Origin of the sequence: Virgibacillus necropolis, from assembly GCF_002224365.1 — a bacterium.
Lineage (GTDB): Bacteria > Bacillota > Bacilli > Bacillales > Amphibacillaceae > Virgibacillus_F > Virgibacillus_F necropolis.
Window position 1 is genome coordinate 2,263,979 of record NZ_CP022437.1, and the last position, 21,748, is coordinate 2,285,726.

24 protein-coding genes and 1 riboswitch are annotated in these 21,748 nt (G+C 35.5%); of the genes, 21 read left to right on the forward strand and 3 right to left on the reverse strand.

Annotated features, from left to right (window positions below):
• Window positions 1–59: 59 nt before the first annotated feature.
• From CFK40_RS10815 to CFK40_RS10830, 4 genes are all read left to right on the forward strand, one after another.
• Window positions 60–1,490 (forward strand): spore germination protein, encoded by a 1,431-nt coding sequence (locus CFK40_RS10815; RefSeq protein WP_089534360.1) that lies wholly within the window; start codon window positions 60–62, stop codon window positions 1,488–1,490.
• 150 nt (window positions 1,491–1,640) lie between these two features.
• Complete coding sequence (gene lysA, locus CFK40_RS10820; protein ID WP_089532315.1) at window positions 1,641–2,948, forward strand: diaminopimelate decarboxylase; 1,308 nt, start codon at window positions 1,641–1,643, stop codon at window positions 2,946–2,948.
• A gap of 305 nt (window positions 2,949–3,253) precedes the next feature.
• A complete protein-coding gene (locus tag CFK40_RS10825) occupies window positions 3,254–3,691 on the forward strand; it encodes a peptidylprolyl isomerase (protein ID WP_089532316.1) in 438 nt (145 codons plus the stop codon).
• A gap of 356 nt (window positions 3,692–4,047) precedes the next feature.
• Window positions 4,048–4,413 (forward strand): GNAT family N-acetyltransferase, encoded by a 366-nt coding sequence (locus CFK40_RS10830; protein ID WP_089532317.1) that lies wholly within the window; start codon window positions 4,048–4,050, stop codon window positions 4,411–4,413.
• A gap of 231 nt (window positions 4,414–4,644) precedes the next feature.
• Here the strand turns inward: CFK40_RS10830 and CFK40_RS10835 are convergent, their stop codons facing one another.
• The gene (locus tag CFK40_RS10835; RefSeq protein ID WP_089062556.1) at window positions 4,645–4,728 is read right to left on the reverse strand and encodes a YjcZ family sporulation protein; all 84 of its coding nucleotides are present in this window, start codon (window positions 4,726–4,728) and stop codon (window positions 4,645–4,647) included.
• Between the two features lie 134 nt (window positions 4,729–4,862).
• On the opposite strand from CFK40_RS10835, the gene CFK40_RS10840 reads away from it, so the two are divergent.
• The 13 genes from CFK40_RS10840 (at window position 4,863) to CFK40_RS10900 (ending at window position 16,761) form a co-directional block, all read left to right on the forward strand.
• The gene (locus CFK40_RS10840) at window positions 4,863–5,600 is read left to right on the forward strand and encodes a segregation/condensation protein A (RefSeq protein ID WP_089532318.1); all 738 of its coding nucleotides are present in this window, start codon (window positions 4,863–4,865) and stop codon (window positions 5,598–5,600) included.
• Window positions 5,600–6,187 (forward strand): SMC-Scp complex subunit ScpB, encoded by a 588-nt coding sequence (gene scpB / locus CFK40_RS10845; RefSeq protein ID WP_089532319.1) that lies wholly within the window; start codon window positions 5,600–5,602, stop codon window positions 6,185–6,187. The genes CFK40_RS10840 and scpB overlap by 1 nt, the downstream gene beginning before the upstream one ends.
• Before the next feature lie 201 nt (window positions 6,188–6,388).
• Window positions 6,389–7,273: a D-alanyl-D-alanine carboxypeptidase family protein gene (locus CFK40_RS10850; RefSeq protein WP_089532320.1), complete on the forward strand. Its 885-nt coding sequence runs from the start codon at window positions 6,389–6,391 to the stop codon at window positions 7,271–7,273.
• A complete protein-coding gene (locus tag CFK40_RS10855; protein ID WP_089532321.1) occupies window positions 7,266–7,856 on the forward strand; it encodes a nucleoside recognition domain-containing protein in 591 nt (196 codons plus the stop codon). The genes CFK40_RS10850 and CFK40_RS10855 overlap by 8 nt, the downstream gene beginning before the upstream one ends.
• The gene (locus CFK40_RS10860; RefSeq protein WP_089532322.1) at window positions 7,853–8,383 is read left to right on the forward strand and encodes a spore maturation protein; all 531 of its coding nucleotides are present in this window, start codon (window positions 7,853–7,855) and stop codon (window positions 8,381–8,383) included. The genes CFK40_RS10855 and CFK40_RS10860 overlap by 4 nt, the downstream gene beginning before the upstream one ends.
• A 152-nt stretch (window positions 8,384–8,535) precedes the next feature.
• Window positions 8,536–9,276, forward strand: a complete 741-nt coding sequence (locus CFK40_RS10865; RefSeq protein ID WP_089532323.1) for a pseudouridine synthase — start codon at window positions 8,536–8,538, stop codon at window positions 9,274–9,276.
• Window positions 9,277–9,330: 54 nt separating this feature from the next.
• Window positions 9,331–9,903 carry a thiol-disulfide oxidoreductase ResA gene (gene resA / locus CFK40_RS10870; RefSeq protein WP_089532324.1) on the forward strand — a complete coding sequence of 191 codons (573 nt, stop codon included), beginning with the start codon at window positions 9,331–9,333 and terminating at the stop codon, window positions 9,901–9,903.
• A gap of 31 nt (window positions 9,904–9,934) precedes the next feature.
• Window positions 9,935–11,572, forward strand: a complete 1,638-nt coding sequence (gene resB, locus CFK40_RS10875) for a cytochrome c biogenesis protein ResB (RefSeq protein ID WP_089532325.1) — start codon at window positions 9,935–9,937, stop codon at window positions 11,570–11,572.
• A 26-nt stretch (window positions 11,573–11,598) separates the two neighbouring features.
• Window positions 11,599–12,789, forward strand: a complete 1,191-nt coding sequence (gene ccsB, locus CFK40_RS10880) for a c-type cytochrome biogenesis protein CcsB (protein ID WP_089532326.1) — start codon at window positions 11,599–11,601, stop codon at window positions 12,787–12,789.
• Between the two features lie 83 nt (window positions 12,790–12,872).
• The gene (locus CFK40_RS10885; RefSeq protein WP_089532327.1) at window positions 12,873–13,592 is read left to right on the forward strand and encodes a response regulator transcription factor; all 720 of its coding nucleotides are present in this window, start codon (window positions 12,873–12,875) and stop codon (window positions 13,590–13,592) included.
• Window positions 13,592–15,355, forward strand: coding sequence for an ATP-binding protein (locus CFK40_RS10890; RefSeq protein WP_193433323.1), 1,764 nt, complete (start codon window positions 13,592–13,594; stop codon window positions 15,353–15,355). Before CFK40_RS10885 ends, CFK40_RS10890 begins: the two co-directional genes overlap by 1 nt.
• Before the next feature lie 58 nt (window positions 15,356–15,413).
• Window positions 15,414–15,593: riboswitch (cobalamin riboswitch) on the forward strand.
• A 190-nt stretch (window positions 15,594–15,783) separates the two neighbouring features.
• A complete protein-coding gene (locus CFK40_RS10895) occupies window positions 15,784–16,224 on the forward strand; it encodes a DUF4430 domain-containing protein (protein WP_089532329.1) in 441 nt (146 codons plus the stop codon).
• Between the two features lie 6 nt (window positions 16,225–16,230).
• On the forward strand, window positions 16,231–16,761 hold the full coding sequence (locus CFK40_RS10900) for an ECF transporter S component (protein WP_405196545.1): 531 nt from the start codon (window positions 16,231–16,233) through the stop codon (window positions 16,759–16,761).
• A 312-nt stretch (window positions 16,762–17,073) separates the two neighbouring features.
• Here CFK40_RS10900 and CFK40_RS10905 read toward each other — a convergent pair whose 3' ends face one another.
• A complete protein-coding gene (locus CFK40_RS10905; protein WP_089532331.1) occupies window positions 17,074–17,328 on the reverse strand; it encodes a ferredoxin in 255 nt (84 codons plus the stop codon).
• Window positions 17,329–17,433: 105 nt separating this feature from the next.
• Here CFK40_RS10905 and CFK40_RS10910 point away from each other — a divergent pair, with 105 nt between their 5' ends.
• From CFK40_RS10910 to CFK40_RS10925, 4 genes are read left to right on the forward strand one after another with little or no spacing between them, the layout of a single operon-like run.
• Window positions 17,434–18,495, forward strand: a complete 1,062-nt coding sequence (locus CFK40_RS10910; protein ID WP_089532332.1) for a YpbB family protein — start codon at window positions 17,434–17,436, stop codon at window positions 18,493–18,495.
• Window positions 18,488–20,041: a RecQ family ATP-dependent DNA helicase gene (locus CFK40_RS10915; protein WP_089532333.1), complete on the forward strand. Its 1,554-nt coding sequence runs from the start codon at window positions 18,488–18,490 to the stop codon at window positions 20,039–20,041. Before CFK40_RS10910 ends, CFK40_RS10915 begins: the two co-directional genes overlap by 8 nt.
• Window positions 20,034–20,621 (forward strand): CPBP family intramembrane glutamic endopeptidase, encoded by a 588-nt coding sequence (locus tag CFK40_RS10920; RefSeq protein ID WP_089532334.1) that lies wholly within the window; start codon window positions 20,034–20,036, stop codon window positions 20,619–20,621. The genes CFK40_RS10915 and CFK40_RS10920 overlap by 8 nt, the downstream gene beginning before the upstream one ends.
• Window positions 20,614–20,961: a hypothetical protein gene (locus CFK40_RS10925; RefSeq protein WP_089532335.1), complete on the forward strand. Its 348-nt coding sequence runs from the start codon at window positions 20,614–20,616 to the stop codon at window positions 20,959–20,961. The genes CFK40_RS10920 and CFK40_RS10925 overlap by 8 nt, the downstream gene beginning before the upstream one ends.
• A 198-nt stretch (window positions 20,962–21,159) precedes the next feature.
• On the opposite strand, the gene CFK40_RS10930 is transcribed toward CFK40_RS10925, so the two are convergent.
• Window positions 21,160–21,729 carry a manganese catalase family protein gene (locus CFK40_RS10930; protein ID WP_089532336.1) on the reverse strand — a complete coding sequence of 190 codons (570 nt, stop codon included), beginning with the start codon at window positions 21,727–21,729 and terminating at the stop codon, window positions 21,160–21,162.
• Window positions 21,730–21,748 lie beyond the last annotated feature (19 nt).

Sequence of the window (21,748 nt, forward strand, 5' to 3'; positions counted from 1 at the left end):
AACAATCTAATAAATCCAAAACACCGATTTCAGCAAATATAGATGATGTTGAAGCTTTCATGAAAGAGCAAGTAGGTGCAGGTTTATCATTTGATCTTGGTTTTCGAGAGCTTATCATTATGAAAAAGAAAATACAGTTATATTATGTGACGGGTCTTACTGACACGTCTGTTATATTGGAAGTAATAAAAAAATTAATCGATATAAATGATAGCGAAAGTAACAAAAAAAAAATACCAGAAATTATTAAAAACCGATTAGTTCACCAGCAAGTAGAAGCTATAAAAACGATAGATGAAGCGGTAGATCAGGTCTTATCAGGATTGACGGTGATCTTTGTCGATGGGGAAAAACAAGCATATGTAGTGGATGTACGTAATTACCCAGGCCGACAACCAGCGGAACCAGATACAGAACAGGTAATTCGTGGTTCAAGAGATGGGTATACAGAAAACATTATCCAAAACACTGCGCTAACAAGAAGAAGAGTCCGTGATGCGAGGCTTCGGAATGAAATGTTAAAGGTTGGTGAACGCTCAAAAACAGATATTTGTATTAGTTACTTACAGGACATTGCTGATGATGGTCTTGTAAAAGTAATTAAAGAAAAGATTCAAGCGATTGAAGTTGATGGTATACCTATGACGGATAAAGCAATTGAAGAATTTATTATTAAACGTAAATGGAGTCCATACCCATTAGTACGATATACGGAAAGACCAGATGTAGCTGCGACTCATCTTTTGGAAGGACATGTTTTAGTCACCGTTGATACGTCGCCAAGTGTGATTATTTTGCCTACAACATATTTTCATCACTTACAGCATGCGGAGGAATTTAGACAGGCTCCCGCAGTTGGAACTTTTATTCGTTGGGCAAGGTATATTGCTATTTTAGCATCCCTGTATCTCCTTCCGCTATGGCTATTATTTGTAATGGAACCATCCTTGTTACCCAAGCAGTTGTCATTTATCGGTTTGAACGAAGAAGGCAGTATACCAGTCTATATTCAAATCATCATGGGTGATTTAGGGATTGAGTTTTTACGGATGGCGGCCATACACACCCCAACACCATTATCAACCGCTATGGGCTTAATTGCAGCAGTATTAATTGGTCAGATTGCGATCGACGTTGGAATGTTTAGCCCTGAAGTAATTCTCTATGTTTCAATTGCTGCAATTGGCTCCTATGTTACGCCAAGTTATGAATTAGCTTCTGCAAACAAGTTAGCACGAATGGCGTTGGTTATCATTACAGCATTTTTCGGTTTAATCGGATTTATTATTGGTTTTACCTTGTTCATGTTATTTTTAGCAAGTCTAAAGTCAATTCGAACCCCATACTTATGGCCGTTATTACCGTTTAATCCAAAAGCAATGGTGCAAGTGATCTTACGAGTGCCAGTTCCATTATCAAATGACCGTCCTAGCATTGTTCACCCGAAAAACAATTATCGACAACCACCAAGAAAAAAAGAACTTAGATAAAGTGAAACTTCATCCAGTAGGGGTTTTACTGCCCGTCAAACTGCGATAAAACGAAAGTACTTTGTAAAGTGCTTTCGTTTTTTGTCATGGTATGATAAAGTATTTTTACTATTTAAATGTTTTAACTCACTAAAGTAGGAGGAACCTCCATTGATTATAGAGAATCATCCATTTCAAATTAATTCAAAAGGACATCTAGAGATTGGAGGAATGGATGCAACGTTGTTGGCAGAAAAACACGGAACACCTTTATATGTATACGATGTATCAATTATAAGGGAAAATTGCAAATCATTTCTACAATCATTTAAAGACTTGGATGTACAGGCCCAAGTCGCCTATGCAAGTAAAGCTTTTTCATCAGTCGCTATGCTTCAGGTCATTAAACAGGAAAACTTAAGCTTAGATGTTGTCTCACAAGGTGAATTACATACAGCATTAAAAGCAGGATTTCCAACTGAAAGAATTCACGTACATGGAAACAATAAAAGCTATGATGAACTTTTGTTAGCTGTTGAAAATAATGTAGGATGTATCGTTGTTGATAATTTTCATGAAATAAACTTAATCGAGACAATTTTACAAAACAATAATTATGAAATTAATGTATTAATACGAGTTACACCTGGTGTAGAATCAAATACACATCAGTATATCATGACAGGAAATGAAGATTCGAAGTTTGGATTTAGTTTACAAAATGGTCAAGCTGAAGAAGCTTTCCTGCAGATGCATAAGCACAATCAAATACATGTAAAAGGATTGCATTGTCACATTGGATCTCAGATTTTTGAAACAGATCGGTTTATGAAAACGATTGATCTCTTATTTGAGACGATAACCAATTGGAAAGAAAGTTATCAATATATTCCTGATGTATTAAATGTTGGTGGTGGCTTTGGTATTCGTTATACAAACGAGGATAACCCACTTGAAGCACGAGATTATGTTCAAGCCATTACAAATGCCATCAGTGGACATGCGAGTAGATTGGGAATACCAATGCCAGAAATATGGATTGAACCAGGGCGTTCTATTGTAGGAAATGCTGGTATAACATTATATACGATTGGATCAATGAAACATATTCCGGAAATTCGTACTTATATCTCAGTAGATGGAGGAATGACGGATAATTTACGACCTGCATTATATCAAGCTAAGTACGAAGGTGTCATAGCGAATAAAGCGAATGAAGAAATTATCACGGAAGGTTCTATAGCAGGGAAATGCTGTGAATCGGGTGACATGTTAATATGGGATCTTCCAATTCCTGAAGTCGAACCAGGTGATACCTTAGCTGTGTTTTCAACTGGTGCGTACGGATATTCGATGGCGAACCATTATAATCGGTTTCCAAATCCTGCCGTTGTATTTGTAGAAAACGGGGTAGATAAATTAGTAGTAAAGCGAGAAACGTATCAAGACCTCAGTAAAAATGATTTATCATACGAATAATAAAAATGGTTAGCTATTTGAATAAAATTGATAAAGTGATAAGATAAGGAAAGTGTTATTTTAAATTGAATAAAAAGGATGTTCAAAAAGGTGCCAAATTAGAAACAAGGTCGACTAAGAACGCAACGTCCTGTTGCAACGTCGACACTAGCACGTCCTGTGCGTCGAAGTTCAAGGTGGCGAAGTCCCCGAGACCGGAATGTAGATTACTGCTACAATAGGACTGGAAAGACAAGCAAAGCCGAGAAATTCGTAGTTTATCATTTGGTGACTCTTTGAACAATCATTTAAAGGGGATATGAATAATGGCTAAAAAAGGATATATCATAATGGAAAATGGAAATAAAATAGAATTTGATCTTTTTCCAAATGAAGCTCCAGGCACTGTAGCAAACTTTGAAAAACTAGCAAATGAAAACTTTTATGATGGTTTAACATTTCACCGTGTAATTGATGGTTTTGTTAGCCAGGGTGGCTGCCCTAAAGGGAATGGAACAGGTTCTGCTGGATACACAATAAAATGCGAAACAGAAGGAAATCCACATAAACATGTAGAAGGATCATTATCGATGGCACATGCTGGTAAAGATACTGGAAGCAGCCAATTTTTCATTGTACATGATGCTCAACCGCATCTTAATGGAGTTCACACTGTATTTGGACAGGTTACCTCTGGAATTGAGCATGCGAAGGCAATGAATAATGGTGATGTAATGAAAGAGATGAAAATTTTTAACGATTAATGATATAAGAGGTTGTTTAAAAAGGCACTATAAATGATTTCATGACAGGTTTGGTCAACTAGTAGTATGATTTAAGTGAATTAAGTTAATGCTGTAAAAGGATGAAGACGCTCTTGAGACAACGTAAAAAAAATTGGATTTTATTCTCATTGTTAGTTACTATAGGCAGCATTTGGGGTATAGCATATTGGCTTATTTTTGTTTTTTAGTCTAGCACTGAAAGTTGACAAATAGTGCAGAGTAAGGCATAACTATATATACAACTCCTGCGAGGATGATTTAATAATGAGTAAAGATACAACACTATCTTTTTGCTCTCCATGGTAGGTAAGTTATTTTCATAATGAGGGGTATCTATGTTAATTCGGTTTAAGAAAAATTTAGAGAAGATAGCAATGGGCTTACTTTCCTTTATGCCAGAAGAAAAGGAAGTAAAAAAGTTGCAACAAACAATTAAAGAATACGAAACCAATCCAAATTGGCATCTTTATTTATGGAAAGATGAGGACGTTATTGGTACTATAGGTGTACGAATTGAAGATGATATTAATGCTGTAATCCAGCACATCTCTGTAAGTCCTTCACACCGTAATTTGGGTATTGGTAAAAAGATGGTAAACGAGGTCAATAAGGTTTATCAAGATAAATATGCCGTTTGTGCAGATGATTTAACACAGCAGTTTTATAATAAATGCGATGAGGCTATAAATGAGGATGAATAAGCCAACAGCCAGCCCACGAAAGTAAATGGGCTGGCTGTTTGTTGGTATAATTTATTTGTCCTGCTTTATAGCAAGCAGTTTTGACCGGGCAATAACCCCTACCCCAAAAATTATGATAAGATTAGTAGTATAGGTAGGGGTAACTTTCCGTATAAACTAAAGTTGGTTCAACTAACATTCAGTGTAGGAAAAAGGACACCAAACACTGAATAAAGTATCACTTCACAAAAACTACATCCATGCAGCTCCAACAATAATGAGAAGGATGAACAATACAACGATTAACGCAAATCCACCGCCATAAGAACCACTCATAATAAAATTCCTCCTTTTTGTAAATGTTTCACTAACATTTATCTTACGTTAATAACTTATGTTGACATGGGTCATCGTGTATAGGCGAATCGCACAATAATGACTAATATTTTTTTTGGAAGGAAGAAAGTGACGTGAATCAAGCATATCAGGTTAAATTAGATGCATTTGAAGGTCCGCTTGATTTATTACTTCATTTGATAAAGCAATATGAAGTTGATATTTATGATATTCCAGTTGCAACCATCACGGAACAATATATGCAATATATACATACGTTACAGCGTTTAGAATTAAATATTGCTAGTGAATATCTTGTTATGGCAGCTACATTAATAGCTTTAAAGAGTCAAATGTTACTACCAAATAATGAACCAATTGATGAGGAAAATGAAGCGTATATGGAAGATCCTCGCGCGGAATTAATGCATCGCCTGATTGAATATAGAAAATACAAAGAAGTAGCAGAAACATTGAAAGAAAAGGAAATAGAATCCAATGAAATATACACGCGGGAGCCGATTATTTTTAATCATCTAGATAGTCAGCCAATGCTGAATGATGATACATCAATTTATGATATGTTAGGTGCCTTAAACAAATTGTTTGAACGTAAAAGGTGGAGTGAACCACTGGATACAAAAATTAAAAAAGTGGACATTCCAATTGGACAAAGAATGACAGAAGTATTAAATGCAGTTAAAAAGTCAAAGCGAGGAATTTCCTTTTATGATCTATTTGTCTATCAATCTCGCACACATATTGTGGTTACGTTTATAGCAGTATTAGAATTAATGAAAACGAAGCAAGTGTACTGTGAACAAAAGAAGCATCTTGAATTGTTACAGGTTTTCTATATGGAGGAAGAATAGTGAGGAATGTGGAACACAAAGCAATTGTTGAAGGGTTGTTATTTGCAAGTGGGGACACGGGTATTACAGCGAAACAACTTGCTAAGATTATAGAAGTAAATCAAGCAACAATTGAATACTTACTAGAAGAATTAAGGTTTGATTACGACCATACAGATCGTGGGATCAAGATTATGCAATCGCATGATACGTTTCATCTTACAACTAAGCCGCAGCACAGCCAATATTTTCAAAAGTTATTTGAAAATCCAAAAATGAACAGGATGTCACAGGCCGCCCTCGAAACACTTGCAATTATTGCGTATCAGCAACCAATTACACGAACAGAAATAGAAGAAATTCGTGGGGTAAAAAGTGATCGGTCCGTTCAAACATTGCTTGCTAGATCACTAATAGAAGAAGTTGGTAGGAGAGAAACCATTGGACGCCCGATATTGTTTAGTACAAGTAAAGAATTCTTAACCTATTTTGGATTATCATCCATTGAGGAGCTGCCACCGCTACCAGAGAACTTAGAAGAAGGTAATGTGGAACAAGAGGCAGATTTATTTTTCGAGAAATTTAACCAAGAATTAGAAAATGAATAATCTATCGTTAACCCCGTTGGCTGACCTTTTGGCCAACGGGGTTTCTCTGTGTTACTGCTACGCGAGGACCAGAAAGACAAGCAAAGCGGAGAAATTCGTAGTTTATCATTTGGTGGCTTTTTGAACATTTTATAAAAGATTCATATTGGAGGTGGCCAAGCATAGAATATAAAGACTAAAGTTCTTGGGAGGATCCCTTTTATGCGAATGGCATTTTTTTCTTGTTTACTAATAGGATTAATTTTACTATCCCCTCTACATGGAATAGCTAAGCCCGGTGTTTCTGCTGTAAATGCAGTATTGATGAATGAAAGTACTGGCGAGGTATTATATGAAAAAAAGGCACACGAAAAACAAAAAATTGCAAGTATAACAAAAATCATGACAGCTATTATCGCAATTGAATCAGGTAAAATGAATGAAACCGTAAAAGCAAGTAAACGAGCTGTTTATACAGAAGGCTCATCTATTTATTTAGAACAAGGGGAAAAGATGCTGTTAAAAGATCTAGTTTACGGACTAATGTTACGCTCGGGTAATGACGCTGCAGTTGCAATTAGTGAACACGTTGGGGGGAGTCTAGAAGGGTTTGTCTATTTAATGAATAAAAAGGCGCGGTGGATAGGAATGACGAATACACATTTTGAAAACCCTAGTGGGCTTGATGGAGAAAAACATTATTCAACAGCTTACGATATGGCATTGCTCATGCGCTATGCAATGAATAATAAAATCTTTGAAAAAGTAACAAAGACAGAAATGTATAAATCCGAATCTCGAGAGTATGCTTGGAAAAACAAAAATAAACTGCTTACAACCTATTACGAATATAGTACAGGTGGTAAAACTGGCTATACAAAAAGTGCAGGACGAACTTTAGTTTCTACTGCTAGTAAAGACGGTACAGATTTAATTGTTGTGACATTACAGGATCCCAATGATTGGATTGATCATATTAATTTATATGAATGGGGTTTTGAGAATACCGATAAACCAACTATTGCTTCACCTAAAGATTCTACCGGGTTTTCGGAAAGTTTCGGAAATATTTATAGACAAATTATTGGAATAGATATAAATGGTTAATTATATTTGGGCTTGCATGGCCATTATTGGAATTGTTTATGCCATGTTCAACGGCACAATGGAGGACGTAAATAAAGCTTTGTTTGAAAGCGCAGATAGCGCAGTAACATTATCAATCGGATTAATTAGTGTCCTTGTTTTTTGGCTGGGAATGATGAAAGTGGCTGAAGCAGCAGGAATATTAAAATTTTTAATACGAATTTTTCGGCCAATAATTGAAAAACTTTTTCCAGATATTCCAAGAGACCATCCGGCTATGGGATATATATTATCAAATATAGTGGCAAATATGTTTGGTCTAGGAAATGCTGCAACACCAATGGGAATAAAGGCAATGGAACAGATGAAGGTGTTAAGTGGAACGGATACTGCTTCTAGATCGATGATTACTTTTTTAGCGATAAATACATCTGGGCTAACGTTAGTTCCAACAACTGTTATTGCCATACGTATGCAATATGACTCTGTATCACCCACCGAAATAGTTGGGACCACTATTATAACATCGCTCATCGCAACGATGAGTGCACTTATAATCGATCGCTATTATTATTATAAGAGTGTAAGGAGAGATAATAAATGAGCCTGATAACTACAGTTAGCGCCTGGATTATACCTTGCTTCATTTTAATTGTATTATTAACTGCTACATATAAGCGAATTCCCACTTATGAAACATTTGTTGAAGGAGGTAAAGAAGGTGTCAAACTGGCATTTTCTCTACTTCCTTTTTTAGTTGGAATGCTTGTGTCAATAGCCATTTTGCAAGCTTCAGGAGCAATGGCCGCTTTCATTCATCTAATTGAACCTGCATTAACATTTGTGGGTGTACCTCCAGATGTATTACCATTAGCTTTAGTTAGGCCAATATCGGGGACAGCAGCCCTTGGTATGACAGCAGATTTAATTGAAACGTTCGGCCCCGATTCTTTTATTGGGAGGTTAGCGTCTACCATGCAAGGCAGTACAGATACCACATTATATATTTTGACCGTCTATTTTGGTGCAGTTGGCATTAAAAAAATGCGTTACGCACTAAAGGTTGGACTATTAGCCGATTTAATTGGTATAATAGCGTCAATCGTAATTGTAACGATCGTATTTGGATAAGATAAGACTTGTAGCGTTAGCATCTGTTAACGCTATTATTATGTTAACGATTTTTAGAAGTTGTTCAAAAAGTCACCAAATAATAAACGGCGAATTTGCCGACTTTTTGAACACGCGATTTTTAGTAAAAATATAGGGAATTTGGTGATTCGATGACAAACTCATTAGAACGATTACAAAAAATTATTGCCCAAAGTGGCATAACATCAAGAAGAAAAGCTGAACAAATGATTCTTGATGGCAAGGTAAAAGTGAACAATAAACTAGTTACAGAACTAGGTACGAAAGCTGCTCCTACAGATGAAATTGAAGTAGACGGCGTTCCGTTACAAAAGGAAGCCCCAGTCTATTACATGCTTTATAAACCACAAGGAGTTATTTCTAGTTTAAAAGACGATAAAAACAGAAAGATTGTTACTGACTTTTTAGAGGGTGTTACAGAGCGGGTATTCCCTATTGGACGCTTAGACTACAACACCTCAGGCATAATTCTATTAACGAATGATGGAGAATTTGCAAATTTGTTGATGCATCCAAAACATGAGGTCAATAAAGTATATGTTGCCAAGGTTAGTGGCATACCTGAGAAAAGTGAGCTTACTATTCTTCGCAAAGGAATAAAAGTGGAAAATGATTTATTAAGGGTTGTAAGTTATAAAATATTATCAACTGATAAAACTAAGAATGTCTCTATCATAGAATTAACATTAAATGAAGGTAAAAACAGACACATAAGAAGAATGATGGAGCAAATAGGCTTTCCAGTGAAAAAGCTTAAGCGTGAAAGATATGGCGTGCTAACTTTACAAGGTCTAAAGTCTGGAGAGGCAAGACCGTTAACCCCTCATGAGGTTAAACAAATGCGACATATCGCGAGTGAAATTGTTAAATAATAGTCAAATTTGTTCTTGTGTTCGCATGGTATAATGGCTTGGGGAGTGAGAAGTGTGAATGTAGATGATATAAAAGCAAATAAAAGAAAAAAGAAACGAAACCGGTTAATTTTTCGCACGGTTGTATTGGTAATCTTGCTTGCCGCAGTCGCCTATGCACTAATTTCGAATCTAAATAAAGATACTACAAAAATTGACGTAGGCTCCCAAGCGCCTAATTTTAAATTAGAACAAGTTAATAAAAACAACGAACTGGAAACAGTGAAATTAAGTGACTTGGAAGGTAAAGGAGTTATGTTAAACTTTTGGGCTACATACTGTAAACCATGTGAAGCTGAAATGCCATATATGGAAAAATTGTATCCGGAGTATAAGGAGAAGGGGATTGAAATTGTTGCAGTAAGTTTAGACGCGACAGAACTGGTAATCGATCGTTTTATCGATCAATATGATTTAACATTTCCAATCCCACATGATACATCTAGTCAAGTAATGGAAAAATATGGGGTAGGACCTATTCCAAGTACTTTTTTCATAAATCCAGATGGTGAAGTGGTGGAAATTGTTGAAGGTGCATTATCGCTTGAAAGTTTAGAAGGATATTTGAAAAAAATTCAGCCCGAGTAAATCTTGACCACTACAATTGTGAGGGATACGAATGAATAAAATTAAATGTGAATGTGGGCACGTGAATCCTGAAGGTACAGTCCTTTGTGAAGCTTGCGGGAAACCAATTGAAGGAAACCAACATATCGATGGAAATGATAAAACTAAACTACTGAACATGCGATATGATGGTAGTGCTCGTCGATCGCAAACATATAAAAAATCAATAATAGATAAAATATGGAATTTCTTCTCCTCTGTAAAAGTAGGGGTATGGCTGATTGTTTTAACGTTAATCGCGTCAGCAATCGGAACAATCTTTCCGCAAGAACAATATATTCCTGCGAATGCAGTTTCCAGGGATCCTGCAATTTACTATGAAAGTACATATGGAATTTTTGGACAGATATATTATCAATTAGGGTTCTATGATCTTTATAGTTCATGGTGGTACATGCTATTAGTCGCACTTATTGGTATATCATTAGTAATTTGTAGTATTGATCGGTTTGTCCCATTATATAAAGCTTTGAAAACACAAAAAGCTAAAAGACATGAGACATTTTTAAATAGACAGCGTTTATATAGCCAATCAGAAAATATTACGGATGATGAAAAACAACAAATAATCGATTCATTAAAAAAACAACATTATAAGGTTCGTAATGAAAAAGGTCATATTCTGGCTGAAAAGGGACGGTTCTCTAGATGGGGACCTTATGTTAACCACATTGGATTAATAATTGTTTTAATCGCTGCGATCCTTCGTATGACTACACCAATGTATATAGATGAGTACATGTGGCTCCGTGAGGGCGAACAACAAGTTATCCCAGGGACCCATGGTGAATACTATGCGGAAAATAAAAACTTTATACTAGAAACTTATGATAAAGATAATGAACGTTTCAAGGAGGCAATTAAAAAAGAGGGAGTAGTTGCAAAAAACTTCGAAACGGAACTAGTTATTTATAAAGAAAAGGCAGAATCTGTCACAGGGGCAGAACCTAAATTGGAAAAAATTAAAGAGGACAGTATAAAATTAAATCATCCATTGAAATTTGGTGGATATACATTATACCAGGCTGGATACCAAAAAAATGAATTTACAAGCATGTCATTTAAGATACATGAAACGGATGATCCAGACGAAACTGCTTTAGGAACATTTACGATTGACCTTACAGAGCCGAAGTCAGAGTATAACTTAGACAATGGATTCCGTATAGAAATTGATCAATATTATCCTGAGTATTACATGGATAATGGAGAGCCTAGATCGGAATCGAAGTACGCAAGAAATCCAGCATTTGTGTTTTTTATCTATCCACCAAATAGTGACGAACCTGAAGTGAGTTTTGTAGGTATTCGTAAAAACATTGATGCTACTGGGGAAAATGATTACAAATTAGGATTACAAGATTTTGAGCTGCGTGATGTCAGTGGTATAACTGTTCGACGAGATTATACATTGCCATTATTTGTTATTGGTGCAATCATCTTTATGATTGGTGTCATCCAAGGTATGTATTGGCATCATCGAAGAATTTGGATACATCCTAAAAAGGGAAGCCTTTTAATGGCTGCACATACAAACAAGAATTGGCATGGAGTTAAAAGTGATATTGAAACATCCATCGCTAACACCAATGTTAAGATGGTTAAGGACCAACAAGAATTACCTGATTAAACAGGTCGTTATGAAGGAGGATTTACATGGATACGATGCTAAATATAAGTAGTACAATGTTGTATGCGGCATTTTTCTTATATTTACTTGCTACATTTTTCTTTGGCGCAACTATTCGTGACAAACGTAGTAAAGAAAGTAAAGGAAAAGCTGGAACAATTGGTATAACCATAACAATTATTGGGTTTGTAGCCCAAATAGTCTATTTTATTACGCGCTGGATTGCTAGTGGACACGCTCCAGTAAGTAACTTATTCGAATTTGTTACATTCTTTGGAATGTGCATGGTATTTGCGTTTATCATTTTGTATTTTATCTACAAAATTAGTATTTTGGGTTTGTTCGCTCTGCCAATTGCCATGATTGTAATTGCTTATGCTAGCATGTTTCCAACCGAAATATCGCCGCTAGTACCGTCTCTACAAAGTCACTGGCTGTATATTCATGTAACAACCGTATCATTAGGCGAAGCAATTTTATCTATTAGCTTCGTAGTTGGGTTAATTTACCTAATCCGCACAATTGACCAATCAAAAAGTAGTAAGCGAACAACATGGCTTGAACTTGTATTGTTCTCGTTACTTATTTTTATTGGTTTTAGCTTAGTAAATGTGATTTTCAATGTCGCAGGATATGAAGCGCAATTTGAATATACCAGTAATAATACAACATTGACAACAGACTATACCCTACCAGCGATTGCTGGTCCATATGAGGGTACACTTATCACAGAAGGTGTTATGGAGCCATGGTTTGATGCTCCTTCATGGATGCACGGTGTCGATGCAGCAAGAAAATTTAATACGTTAATTTGGTCTGTATTTGCTGGAATAGTCTTGTATGGCTTGTTACGCGTACTATTACGTAAAAGAATTGGTGCAGCAATACAGCCAGCGTTAATGAAAGCGAAACCTGATTTATTAGATGAAATATCGTATCGAGCAGTTGCTATCGGGTTTCCAGTGTTTACACTTGGTGGTATTATATTCGCATCCATATGGGCACAAATTGCTTGGGATAGATTCTGGGGATGGGATCCAAAAGAGGTTTGGGCCTTAGTAACTTGGTTTTTCTATGCGGCATTTCTACATCTACGACTATCAAGAGGATGGCATGGCGAAAAGTCAGCGTGGCTTGCAGTTGGTGGATTTGCAATTATCATGTTTAACTTAATCGCAGTTAACCTTGTTTTAGCCGGATTACATTCGTACGCTTAAATTTTTAAAAAACAGGGCATTGTTATTCATCGGGATAAATAGTGCCTTGTTTTTCATATCGTGATCTAATGAGGAGGAATCACATGGATGAAAATGCAAAAGTATTGGTAGTAGACGATGAAGACAGAATACGTCATCTAATTAAAATGTATTTGGAACGGGAAGATTTTATTATCGAAGAAGCTGATAACGGGACAGATGCATTAGAGCTGGCATTGGAAAATGATTATGCTGTTATTTTATTGGATATTATGATGCCTGGTATGGATGGAATAGAGGTCTGCCAGGAGTTAAGAAAAGAAAAACAAACGCCTGTTATCATGTTGACTGCTAAAGGGGAAGAAACAAATCGAGTTCAAGGGTTTGAAGTAGGAACAGATGATTACATTGTGAAACCATTTAGCCCACGTGAAGTTGTTTTACGTGTGAAGGCTATACTTAGAAGATCATCATCGCAAACAAACTTTAAAGAGAATGATTCTGTACCAAAAGATATGCTTGTTTTTCCTCATTTATCAATTAATCATGATGCACACCGAGTATTAGCGGATGGTAAAGAGGTTAGCTTAACACCAAAAGAATACGAATTACTCTGTTTCCTTGCAAAAGCACCGGACAAAGTGTTTAACCGGGAACAATTACTAAAAGAAGTCTGGCAATATGAGTTTTTTGGAGATTTACGTACAGTGGATACACATGTAAAACGGTTACGAGAGAAGTTGAATAATGTATCTAGCGAGGCATCCAAAATGATTGTTACGGTGTGGGGCGTTGGGTATAAATTTGAGGTAGATGATGTATAATGTTTTGGCGTAGTGTGGTAGGGAAGCTAGCAGTAACCATTTTATTGCTAGTTTCTTTTGTATTATTTATTCTAACGATATTGTTACTGGAATTTTTTGAAAATTTTCACATAGATGAAGCTGAGGAAGACTTACTTCAAACAGCAACAAAAGTATCCGTAATGGTCAATCAATACGAAAGCGAAAACTCAGTTCATGAAACAACTGAGCGCATAAAAGATGCTTCTAGTCGTGTTGCCATCATTTATGATGACGGAACAATTTGGGTTTCCGAAAGTAGTAATGGTGATTTACCTGCACTTCAACCAGGCTGGATTAAAAATGACGACAATTTAGCAAAGGTAATATCAGATAATCAACAAGTAAAAAAACAAATGAGCCTTCCAAATAATGAAAGTGAAGTTATGATAGTTGGTGCACCTGTTGGAAATGGAAATGGGGCAGTATATGTTTATCAATCCTTAGAAGTGGTGGACAAGACAAAGGCTGAGACCACACAAATTATATTTCTTGCTGCTGGAATAGCAATTATATTAACTACTATTTTTGCATTCTTCCTTTCAACAAGAATTACTTCTCCCTTAATTAAAATGCGCGAGGCAGCATTTGATTTAACAAGAGGGGAATTTAATACAAAAGTTCCCATACTAACACATGATGAAATTGGTGAACTAGCCATGGCATTCAACCGGATGGGAAGACAATTAAAATTTCACATTAATGCATTACGTCAAGAAAAAGAACAGCTATCAAGTATTGTTAGTTCTATGGCCGATGGTGTTATAACATTAAATCGTAATGGTGATATGATTGTCACCAATCCACCAGCAAAACAATTTATTGAAAGCTGGTATTTTGAAAATAGTAAACAAGGGACAGAATCACATAATCAACTGCCAGAAGAATTAAATCTAATTTTAAAGGGAGTAATTAAAAATGAAGAGGCAGTGATACATGAGATCAGTTTGCAAGGAAGAAACTGGGTTATGATTATGACACCGTTATATGATCAATCCTATGTACGTGGTGCCGTTGCTGTTATTCGTGACATGACAGAAGAACGGCGTTTAGATAAACTTCGCAAGGACTTCATAGCAAATGTTTCCCATGAATTGCGGACACCTATTTCGATGTTACAAGGATATAGTGAAGCAATAGTAGATGATGTGGCAGAATCCATACAAGATAAAAACGATTTAGCAAAAATAATTCATGAAGAATCATTGCGCATGGGACGTCTGGTAAATGAATTATTAGATCTAGCTAGAATGGAAGCTGGCCACATCCAACTAAATAAGGAAAAAGTCGATGCGTACAGTTATATAACTCGTATTATCAAAAAATTCAATGGCATATCACGGGATAGAAAAATAGATATAAGTTTGCAGACTACAACTAGTAAAAATTCATTTATTACGATTGACCCAGATCGGATGGAACAAGTTTTTACTAATTTAATTGACAATGCTATAAGACATACAAACGAGAATGGATTTGTAAATGTTTTTGCAGAAATTAATAATGATGAACTGCACATTTCCATAGAGGATAGTGGCAGTGGAATTCCTGAAGAGGATTTACCTTTTATTTTCGAACGGTTTTACAAAGCTGATAAATCTAGAACAAGAAATAAGGAGAAGAAGGGAACTGGGCTAGGTCTTGCAATTGCTAAGAATATTGTTGATGCACATCAAGGGACAATTTCTGTAAAAAGCAAACTAAATGAAGGTACTACATTTACCTTTAAAATTCCTTTATCCTAATCAAATAAAATTGCATAATCTAGGATAGTTTGATAGGATAAGAAATGTACAATAATTGAATACAATGCGTGAAAATGGTGCTGATGCTTAATAGGGAATCTAGTGGAAAACTAGAACTGTCCTCGCAACTGTAAATGATGTACGAAATAAGTGGATCCACTGTATGTAACCATATGGGAAGGGCTTAGAGTAGGTTGATATCATAAGTCAGTAGACCTGCCGTTTTCTGATGTTTCAATGCTTCGAGGATAAAAGCGACTTGAGATAACCCGAATAGTAGTATGAATGTATATAAATTTCGATTGTCTTATTTAGCTAACTCTTAGGCGAAGAGTTAGCTTTTTTGGCTTTAATACAACGTTCATCTATGTTTATAACGGATATCTAACGCCTAAATCTTCACAATACAAAATTGGGGGTTTTAGAAGATGAGTAAATTTAAGTTTTTTTTAGTGTCATTAATTGCTATTATTGTTGTTTTAGGAGGATGTAGTTCTGAAGGCACTACTAATGAGCAATCGAATGCTACAAATGAGCAAACAGAATCTACTGAAAGTACTACTTCTGGAGAAGAAAATCAAGAAGAAGCGGTAATGATTTCCATTACGAAGGGTAAAGGTGAAGAAACTGTTAAAGAAAAAGAAATTAAGATAGAAGATGGGGCAATTCTCTATGATGTTATGAAGGAAAACTTCGAACTTAAAGATGATGCAGGTTATATTACATCGATTGAAGGAATTGAAGCAAAGGAAAGTGAACAAATGGCCTGGATGGTATTTGTTAATGATGAGATGGCAAGTGTTGGAGCAAAAGAGCTTGAATTATCACCTGGTGATTCCGTTAACTTTGATTTACAATCTTGGGAATGATAAGGGATGAACACCAATAAAATGAATACGTATAAATTGACATTACTTGCATTATTGGCAGCACTTGGTGTAGTTGGTAGATTTGCATTTACGTTTATTCCTAATGTCCAACCTGTCACAGCGATTATCATCATATGCGGTTTATTTCTGGGGCCACTTGCTGCCCTGATGCTGGCTGTATTAACTACATTCCTGACAAATATGATTTTAGGAATGGGGATATGGACCATCTGGCAGATCGTAGCATGGGCTTTGATTGGATTGATTAGTGGATTAATTGGCAAATATAGAAAAAAGCATTCCATCGTGTTACTAACCATTTATGCTGTATTCTGTGGCTATTTGTATGGATTCATTCTTTCGCTAACTACATATACAATAGCAGGTGAATTTCTTCCCTATTATTTAGCGGGACTTCCTTTTGATACAGCCCATGCAGTTGGAAACGGAATATTTATGGTTTTACTTTATCCGGTTATATCCTATTTCTTTAAAAGATATGCAAAAGAACGATTTTCCCTTCAAAATACCAACTAAACTAGGTTGGTATTTTTTTAAGCAGTTAAGAAAGTATAAATCCTTTCTTACTTCATAAGTGTAACTAAGGCTTGGCGATAAGCCAAGTTTTCTAATCATTTGCTAGTTTTTTGAGTTGACTTTCCACTGGAGTCAATTTAATATGAAAATAAGAAAAGCGCAAGCACCTGAAAGACACGACAAGCATAAGTAGATTGGTGCAGTGTGGGTGCTTTGCTCGCGCGGAAGCGAACTGCTTATACCTCGAGTGTCTAGTCGCTGGAACTAGACAGGTAATCGCCAAAATTTTATACTTCTTTGCTCTTAAATAAATTATTCATCTTCAAATCTTAAAGGGTCTCCATTGAATTTCTTGTCTGAAATTTTTATGGAATCTGTTGGGCACCCTTCAAAAGCATCAACCATATCTTCTTCAAACACTTCAGGTATTTCCGCTGCACCCGTGTTATCATCAATCACTACATATGCGAGACCTTCATCATCATAATCGTATATGTCTGGAGCGGCGGCCCCACAGGCGCCACAAGCTATGCATGTTTCCTTATCTACAATTGTGTATTTAGCCATTCTAAATCCCCCATTACGAACAAAAGCTTTCCTTATCCATTGTAAAACGGAAATGAAGACATTTCAACTAATGAAGAAAATCATTTAAACTTTAGGGGTCATGACATGTTAGCAGATGGAATCATATTAAAATGTAGCATACAATTCAATCAAAACCGTACAAGTTCGGCTATTTATCATTTGATTACAGGGAAAAAATCCATTCAAACCGTACAGGATGCACACATTTATCAATTGAAGAACTTTTATGGAATTAATCGCTCGTTACAAAAGCGTGATTTTGATAAAATAATAAATACATTGATTTCGAATAAACTGTTGGAATTGGACGAATCGATGAGTTGTTCAGTTACTCCGAATGGTTTGGAATGGTATAAAAAGTGGCAATCCTATTTACAACTAACTGATTTTGATGGATTGCGCTACCACACGGTTTCATCGATTTATTATGATCGATTATTATTACTTATTCAAACATTATCAAATAGCAGTAATAATCATTATTCATTTATCCCTGTTATTGATAGGCAACCAGTATTAGACTGGGTTAAACTGGTTTTTAAACAATTAAAACAAAATATGGAGTCGTATTTCGAGCAGTTGCATCATGAGTTGCATGAATTATTAAGTTCTTTCTCAAATGAAGAAGCATCTATCTATGTTGATCGTTTCTCAGGATACAATCATTATGGAAAAAGTAAAGAGCAATTGGCAAGTGATTATAAACGGGACAAAATGGATATATCGTTTACTATCGAGCGAATGAATCACGCCATGTTAAACAAGATATATCTTAGTCCGCATAAATTCCCTGCAATTGAATTCCTTATTGAAGGACTTACGAATAAGCGGTTTATTACTGATTCAGCGAGAAAAACCTATCAATTATTACAAGAAAACTATTCGATCAATGAAATTGGTCGAATGAGGAATTTAAAAGAAAATACAGTTTACGATCATGTAGTGGAAGTTGCACTATTCACCCATGATTTTCCAGTGTTAAACTATCTATCTGAAGATCAACAACAACAGATTCTGACCGCGGTATATAAAGAAAATACATATAAATTAAAAGCTATAAAGCAAATGGTTGATGAGCGTATTAGTTATTTTCAAATTCGATTAGTCTTAGCAACTATGCAGCGTGTAGGTGAACAAAATGAATAAAGTAATAGATTCAAACTTAGTTCTAGAAGATAAATTAAAAGATCATTTTGGTTTTACAACATTTCGAACTGGTCAAAAGGAAATTATAAGAGACGTTATGCGAGGGAAAGATGTGTTAGGAATCCTTCCAACAGGAATGGGGAAATCGCTTTGTTATCAATTACCTGCGAAGCTTCTAAGAGGGACAACCATTGTCATTTCACCATTAATTTCCCTAATGATGGATCAAGTAAAGCAGCTTAAAGCTTCTAATTTTAAAGAGGTAATTGCATTAAATAGTTTTATCAATCCAGTAGAACGGAAAGCGCTTTACCAGCATTTAGAAGATTACAAATTGATATATGTCTCACCAGAATTAATACAGCAAAATGAATTGCTTGACCGCTTAAAACAATTAAGTATAAATTTATTAGTCATTGATGAAGCGCATTGCATCTCACAGTGGGGTCATGACTTTCGGCCGGATTATTTACGGTTAAGTAATATTGTGTTTGAACTGAACAATCCACCGATTCTTGCATTAAGTGCTACAGCTACTAAGGCAATACAACTTGATATTAAAAAGGTTTTAAAAAGCCCGAATATGGTTGATCATATTTATCCTATGGATCGCGAGAATATTATTTTTTCAATAGAAAAAGTTGCAAATGACAGCGAGAAAAACGAAAAGATAAAAAAATTGTTTGACCGTATTCGTGTACCAACAATTATTTACTTTTCAAGCAGGATAGCCACTGAACAATTAACAAGTTTTTTATTGAAAGAACATCCGTCACTAAGAGTAGCTTTTTACCATGGTGGGATGGAGACTATCGATCGTATTTCAGTACAACAGCAATTTATGAATAATCAATTGGACGTTATCTGTTGCACAAGTGCATTTGGCATGGGGATTAATAAAAAAGATATCCGTTTCATTATTCATTATCATTTACCTCTTCAGTTGGAATCATTTATTCAGGAGATAGGTAGAGCTGGGCGGGATGGAAAAGAGAGTGTCAGCCTTTTACTTTATTCTGATCATGATTATTATCTACCAGCTAACCTAATGAAAAAAGAACTTCCAACAGAAGATGATCTTAGATTTGTATTTCAGCAACTAAATAGTTTATACAAACAAAAAAAACAACTACCACACAAAATTGAACAGATGGAACAAATTTTTCATCTAAGTGAAATTCAATGGAGATTTTTACACTACCAATTTGAAAACCATGGTATGATAAAAAGAAATATGATTGTGTATAAAAGGGAAAAATGGAAGCATGCATATCACGCGATTCACCAGTTTATTGATGAGCGTCTAATTCTTAAAGAACAAAAATTACGTGAGATGATAGCTTGGATTGAGACGGAAAGTTGTTTGCGGGAACAATTATATAAGGGATTTCAATCAAATTATACGTTACCACTTCATTCATGTTGCAGCAATTGTGGATTTAATCTAGCAAACTGGGAAATAGAACAACAAGAAGTAGAGCAAAGCTATCACAATTGGGAAGAAAAGTTACAGGCTCTTTTTACAACCGGAGGAAAGAATGCGTAAACAACGTGATATCATAAAACAATTAACTGATCGCGAACTTAATGTTCAATTAATCATATCGCAATTTTCACTTGTATTTCTTAGTATAATTTTAAGTTACATTTTATTTGACTCTTTCGTTGATTGGTTGAACTACTTTAAACTATCTTATTACGATATTGTATATTATGGAGCAGCTTCTGGTTTACTAATTGTGATAATAGATTTAGTTTTTATGTATATTTTTCCTAAGAAATATTATGATGATGGTGGGATAAATCAAAGAATATTTCGTGATCGTTCTGTTGGAGGGATTTTTCTTTTAGCTCTTCTGGTTGCTATTGCTGAAGAATTATTGTTCCGGGGAGTTATACAAACGACATTTGGATACCTAGTTGCTAGTATCGTATTTGCTTTAATCCATTTTCGATATTTGAAGAAGCCTGTTTTATTTGTATCTATTTTGTTTGTGAGCTTTTATATTGGATACATCTTTGTACTTACTGAAAACTTACTTGTAACAATAATGGCTCATTTTATTATTGATTTTACTTTAGGTTTAGTAATTCGTTTTCAAAAAAGAGGTGCTAATAATGAGTGATAAAAACACTGAACGTGATGACCAGGCTAATGAACTCAGGAAATTATTTAATGAAGTTCAAGGGCAGGGGAAAGAAACCAGTGAATTACCTAAACAAGAAAATACTGATGACCACAATAGTGTGTTTACCTTTGAAAATAGTTCAACTGAGATTGATGAATCCGTTCGTAAAATAGATATTTTGAATCTTCCACCACGAAGGGAGGTTCATGGCAGTAATAAGAAGCGAGCGAGGATGAAAATTAGTCGTCCTTTTGCCCGGTTCAGTGTTGTTATTTTAATTATATTTGCCATTATTGTTTCTGCATATTATGTGTGGGGCAATGAGCTTATAAAGTGAAACTTCATTCAGTGTTGGTTTACTTCTTTCCCCGTTGAATGTTAGTTGAACCAACCCTAGCTTGTAAGGGCAGTTATCCCCCACCTAAAATTCCCGGTCTAATCTCAATTGGTGCGCCATGAGGTTATACTGCTCGTCAAAAAATTGCCAATAAATTATTGAAAGAGTGCCACTGTTGCTCAGTGGCACTCTTTACAACTAAAATATTTTTTTCTTATCACGTTCCTCCTTTAGTATTTCGACTGCTTCTCTAAACCGCATTGAATGAACCACTTCACGTTCTCGTAAATAACTTAGACTGTCGTTTAAATCCGGATCATCACTCATATTGATGATCCACTGATAAGTTGCTCGCGCTTTTTCCTCAGCTGCGATATCCTCATATAAATCAGCAATTGGATCACCTTTTGCTTGAATATATGTTGCTGTCCAAGGAGCTCCCGCAGCGTTTTGATAATAAAGTGCTTTGCCATGGTTCGCATAATGCGCTGCAAGTCCTGCTTCTTCAATCTGTTCTGGTGTGGCATCTTTCATAAGTTTATAGATCATGGTAGCAATCATCTCAAGATGTGCAAATTCTTCCGTTCCAATATCGTTTAACAAACCAACAACTTTATCTGGAATAGTATAACGTTGGTTCAAGTAACGTAATGCAGCAGACAACTCTCCATCAGCACCACCATATTGTTCCATTAAATATTTAGCTAAACGTGGATTACATTCACTTACTTTTACTGGGTATTGCAACTTTTTTTCATAATACCACACGAAAATTCCCCTCCTGTTC

Coding starts and splice junctions, on each gene's coding strand:
- CFK40_RS10855 (WP_089532321.1), top strand. CDS start 7,266: ATGGTTAATTATATTTGGGCTTGCATGGCCATTATTGGAATTGTTTAT.
- CFK40_RS10925 (WP_089532335.1), top strand. CDS start 20,614: ATGAGTGATAAAAACACTGAACGTGATGACCAGGCTAATGAACTCAGG.
- CFK40_RS10890 (WP_193433323.1), top strand. CDS start 13,592: ATGTTTTGGCGTAGTGTGGTAGGGAAGCTAGCAGTAACCATTTTATTG.
- ccsB (WP_089532326.1), top strand. CDS start 11,599: ATGGATACGATGCTAAATATAAGTAGTACAATGTTGTATGCGGCATTT.
- CFK40_RS10825 (WP_089532316.1), top strand. CDS start 3,254: ATGGCTAAAAAAGGATATATCATAATGGAAAATGGAAATAAAATAGAA.
- CFK40_RS10830 (WP_089532317.1), top strand. CDS start 4,048: ATGTTAATTCGGTTTAAGAAAAATTTAGAGAAGATAGCAATGGGCTTA.
- CFK40_RS10920 (WP_089532334.1), top strand. CDS start 20,034: ATGCGTAAACAACGTGATATCATAAAACAATTAACTGATCGCGAACTT.
- CFK40_RS10860 (WP_089532322.1), top strand. CDS start 7,853: ATGAGCCTGATAACTACAGTTAGCGCCTGGATTATACCTTGCTTCATT.
- CFK40_RS10865 (WP_089532323.1), top strand. CDS start 8,536: ATGACAAACTCATTAGAACGATTACAAAAAATTATTGCCCAAAGTGGC.
- CFK40_RS10850 (WP_089532320.1), top strand. CDS start 6,389: ATGCGAATGGCATTTTTTTCTTGTTTACTAATAGGATTAATTTTACTA.
- CFK40_RS10895 (WP_089532329.1), top strand. CDS start 15,784: ATGAGTAAATTTAAGTTTTTTTTAGTGTCATTAATTGCTATTATTGTT.
- CFK40_RS10835 (WP_089062556.1), bottom strand. CDS start 4,728: ATGAGTGGTTCTTATGGCGGTGGATTTGCGTTAATCGTTGTATTGTTC.
- CFK40_RS10905 (WP_089532331.1), bottom strand. CDS start 17,328: ATGGCTAAATACACAATTGTAGATAAGGAAACATGCATAGCTTGTGGC.
- CFK40_RS10815 (WP_089534360.1), top strand. CDS start 60: ATGAAAGAGCAAGTAGGTGCAGGTTTATCATTTGATCTTGGTTTTCGA.
- CFK40_RS10915 (WP_089532333.1), top strand. CDS start 18,488: ATGAATAAAGTAATAGATTCAAACTTAGTTCTAGAAGATAAATTAAAA.
- resB (WP_089532325.1), top strand. CDS start 9,935: ATGAATAAAATTAAATGTGAATGTGGGCACGTGAATCCTGAAGGTACA.
- CFK40_RS10900 (WP_405196545.1), top strand. CDS start 16,231: ATGAACACCAATAAAATGAATACGTATAAATTGACATTACTTGCATTA.
- CFK40_RS10885 (WP_089532327.1), top strand. CDS start 12,873: ATGGATGAAAATGCAAAAGTATTGGTAGTAGACGATGAAGACAGAATA.
- CFK40_RS10910 (WP_089532332.1), top strand. CDS start 17,434: ATGTTAGCAGATGGAATCATATTAAAATGTAGCATACAATTCAATCAA.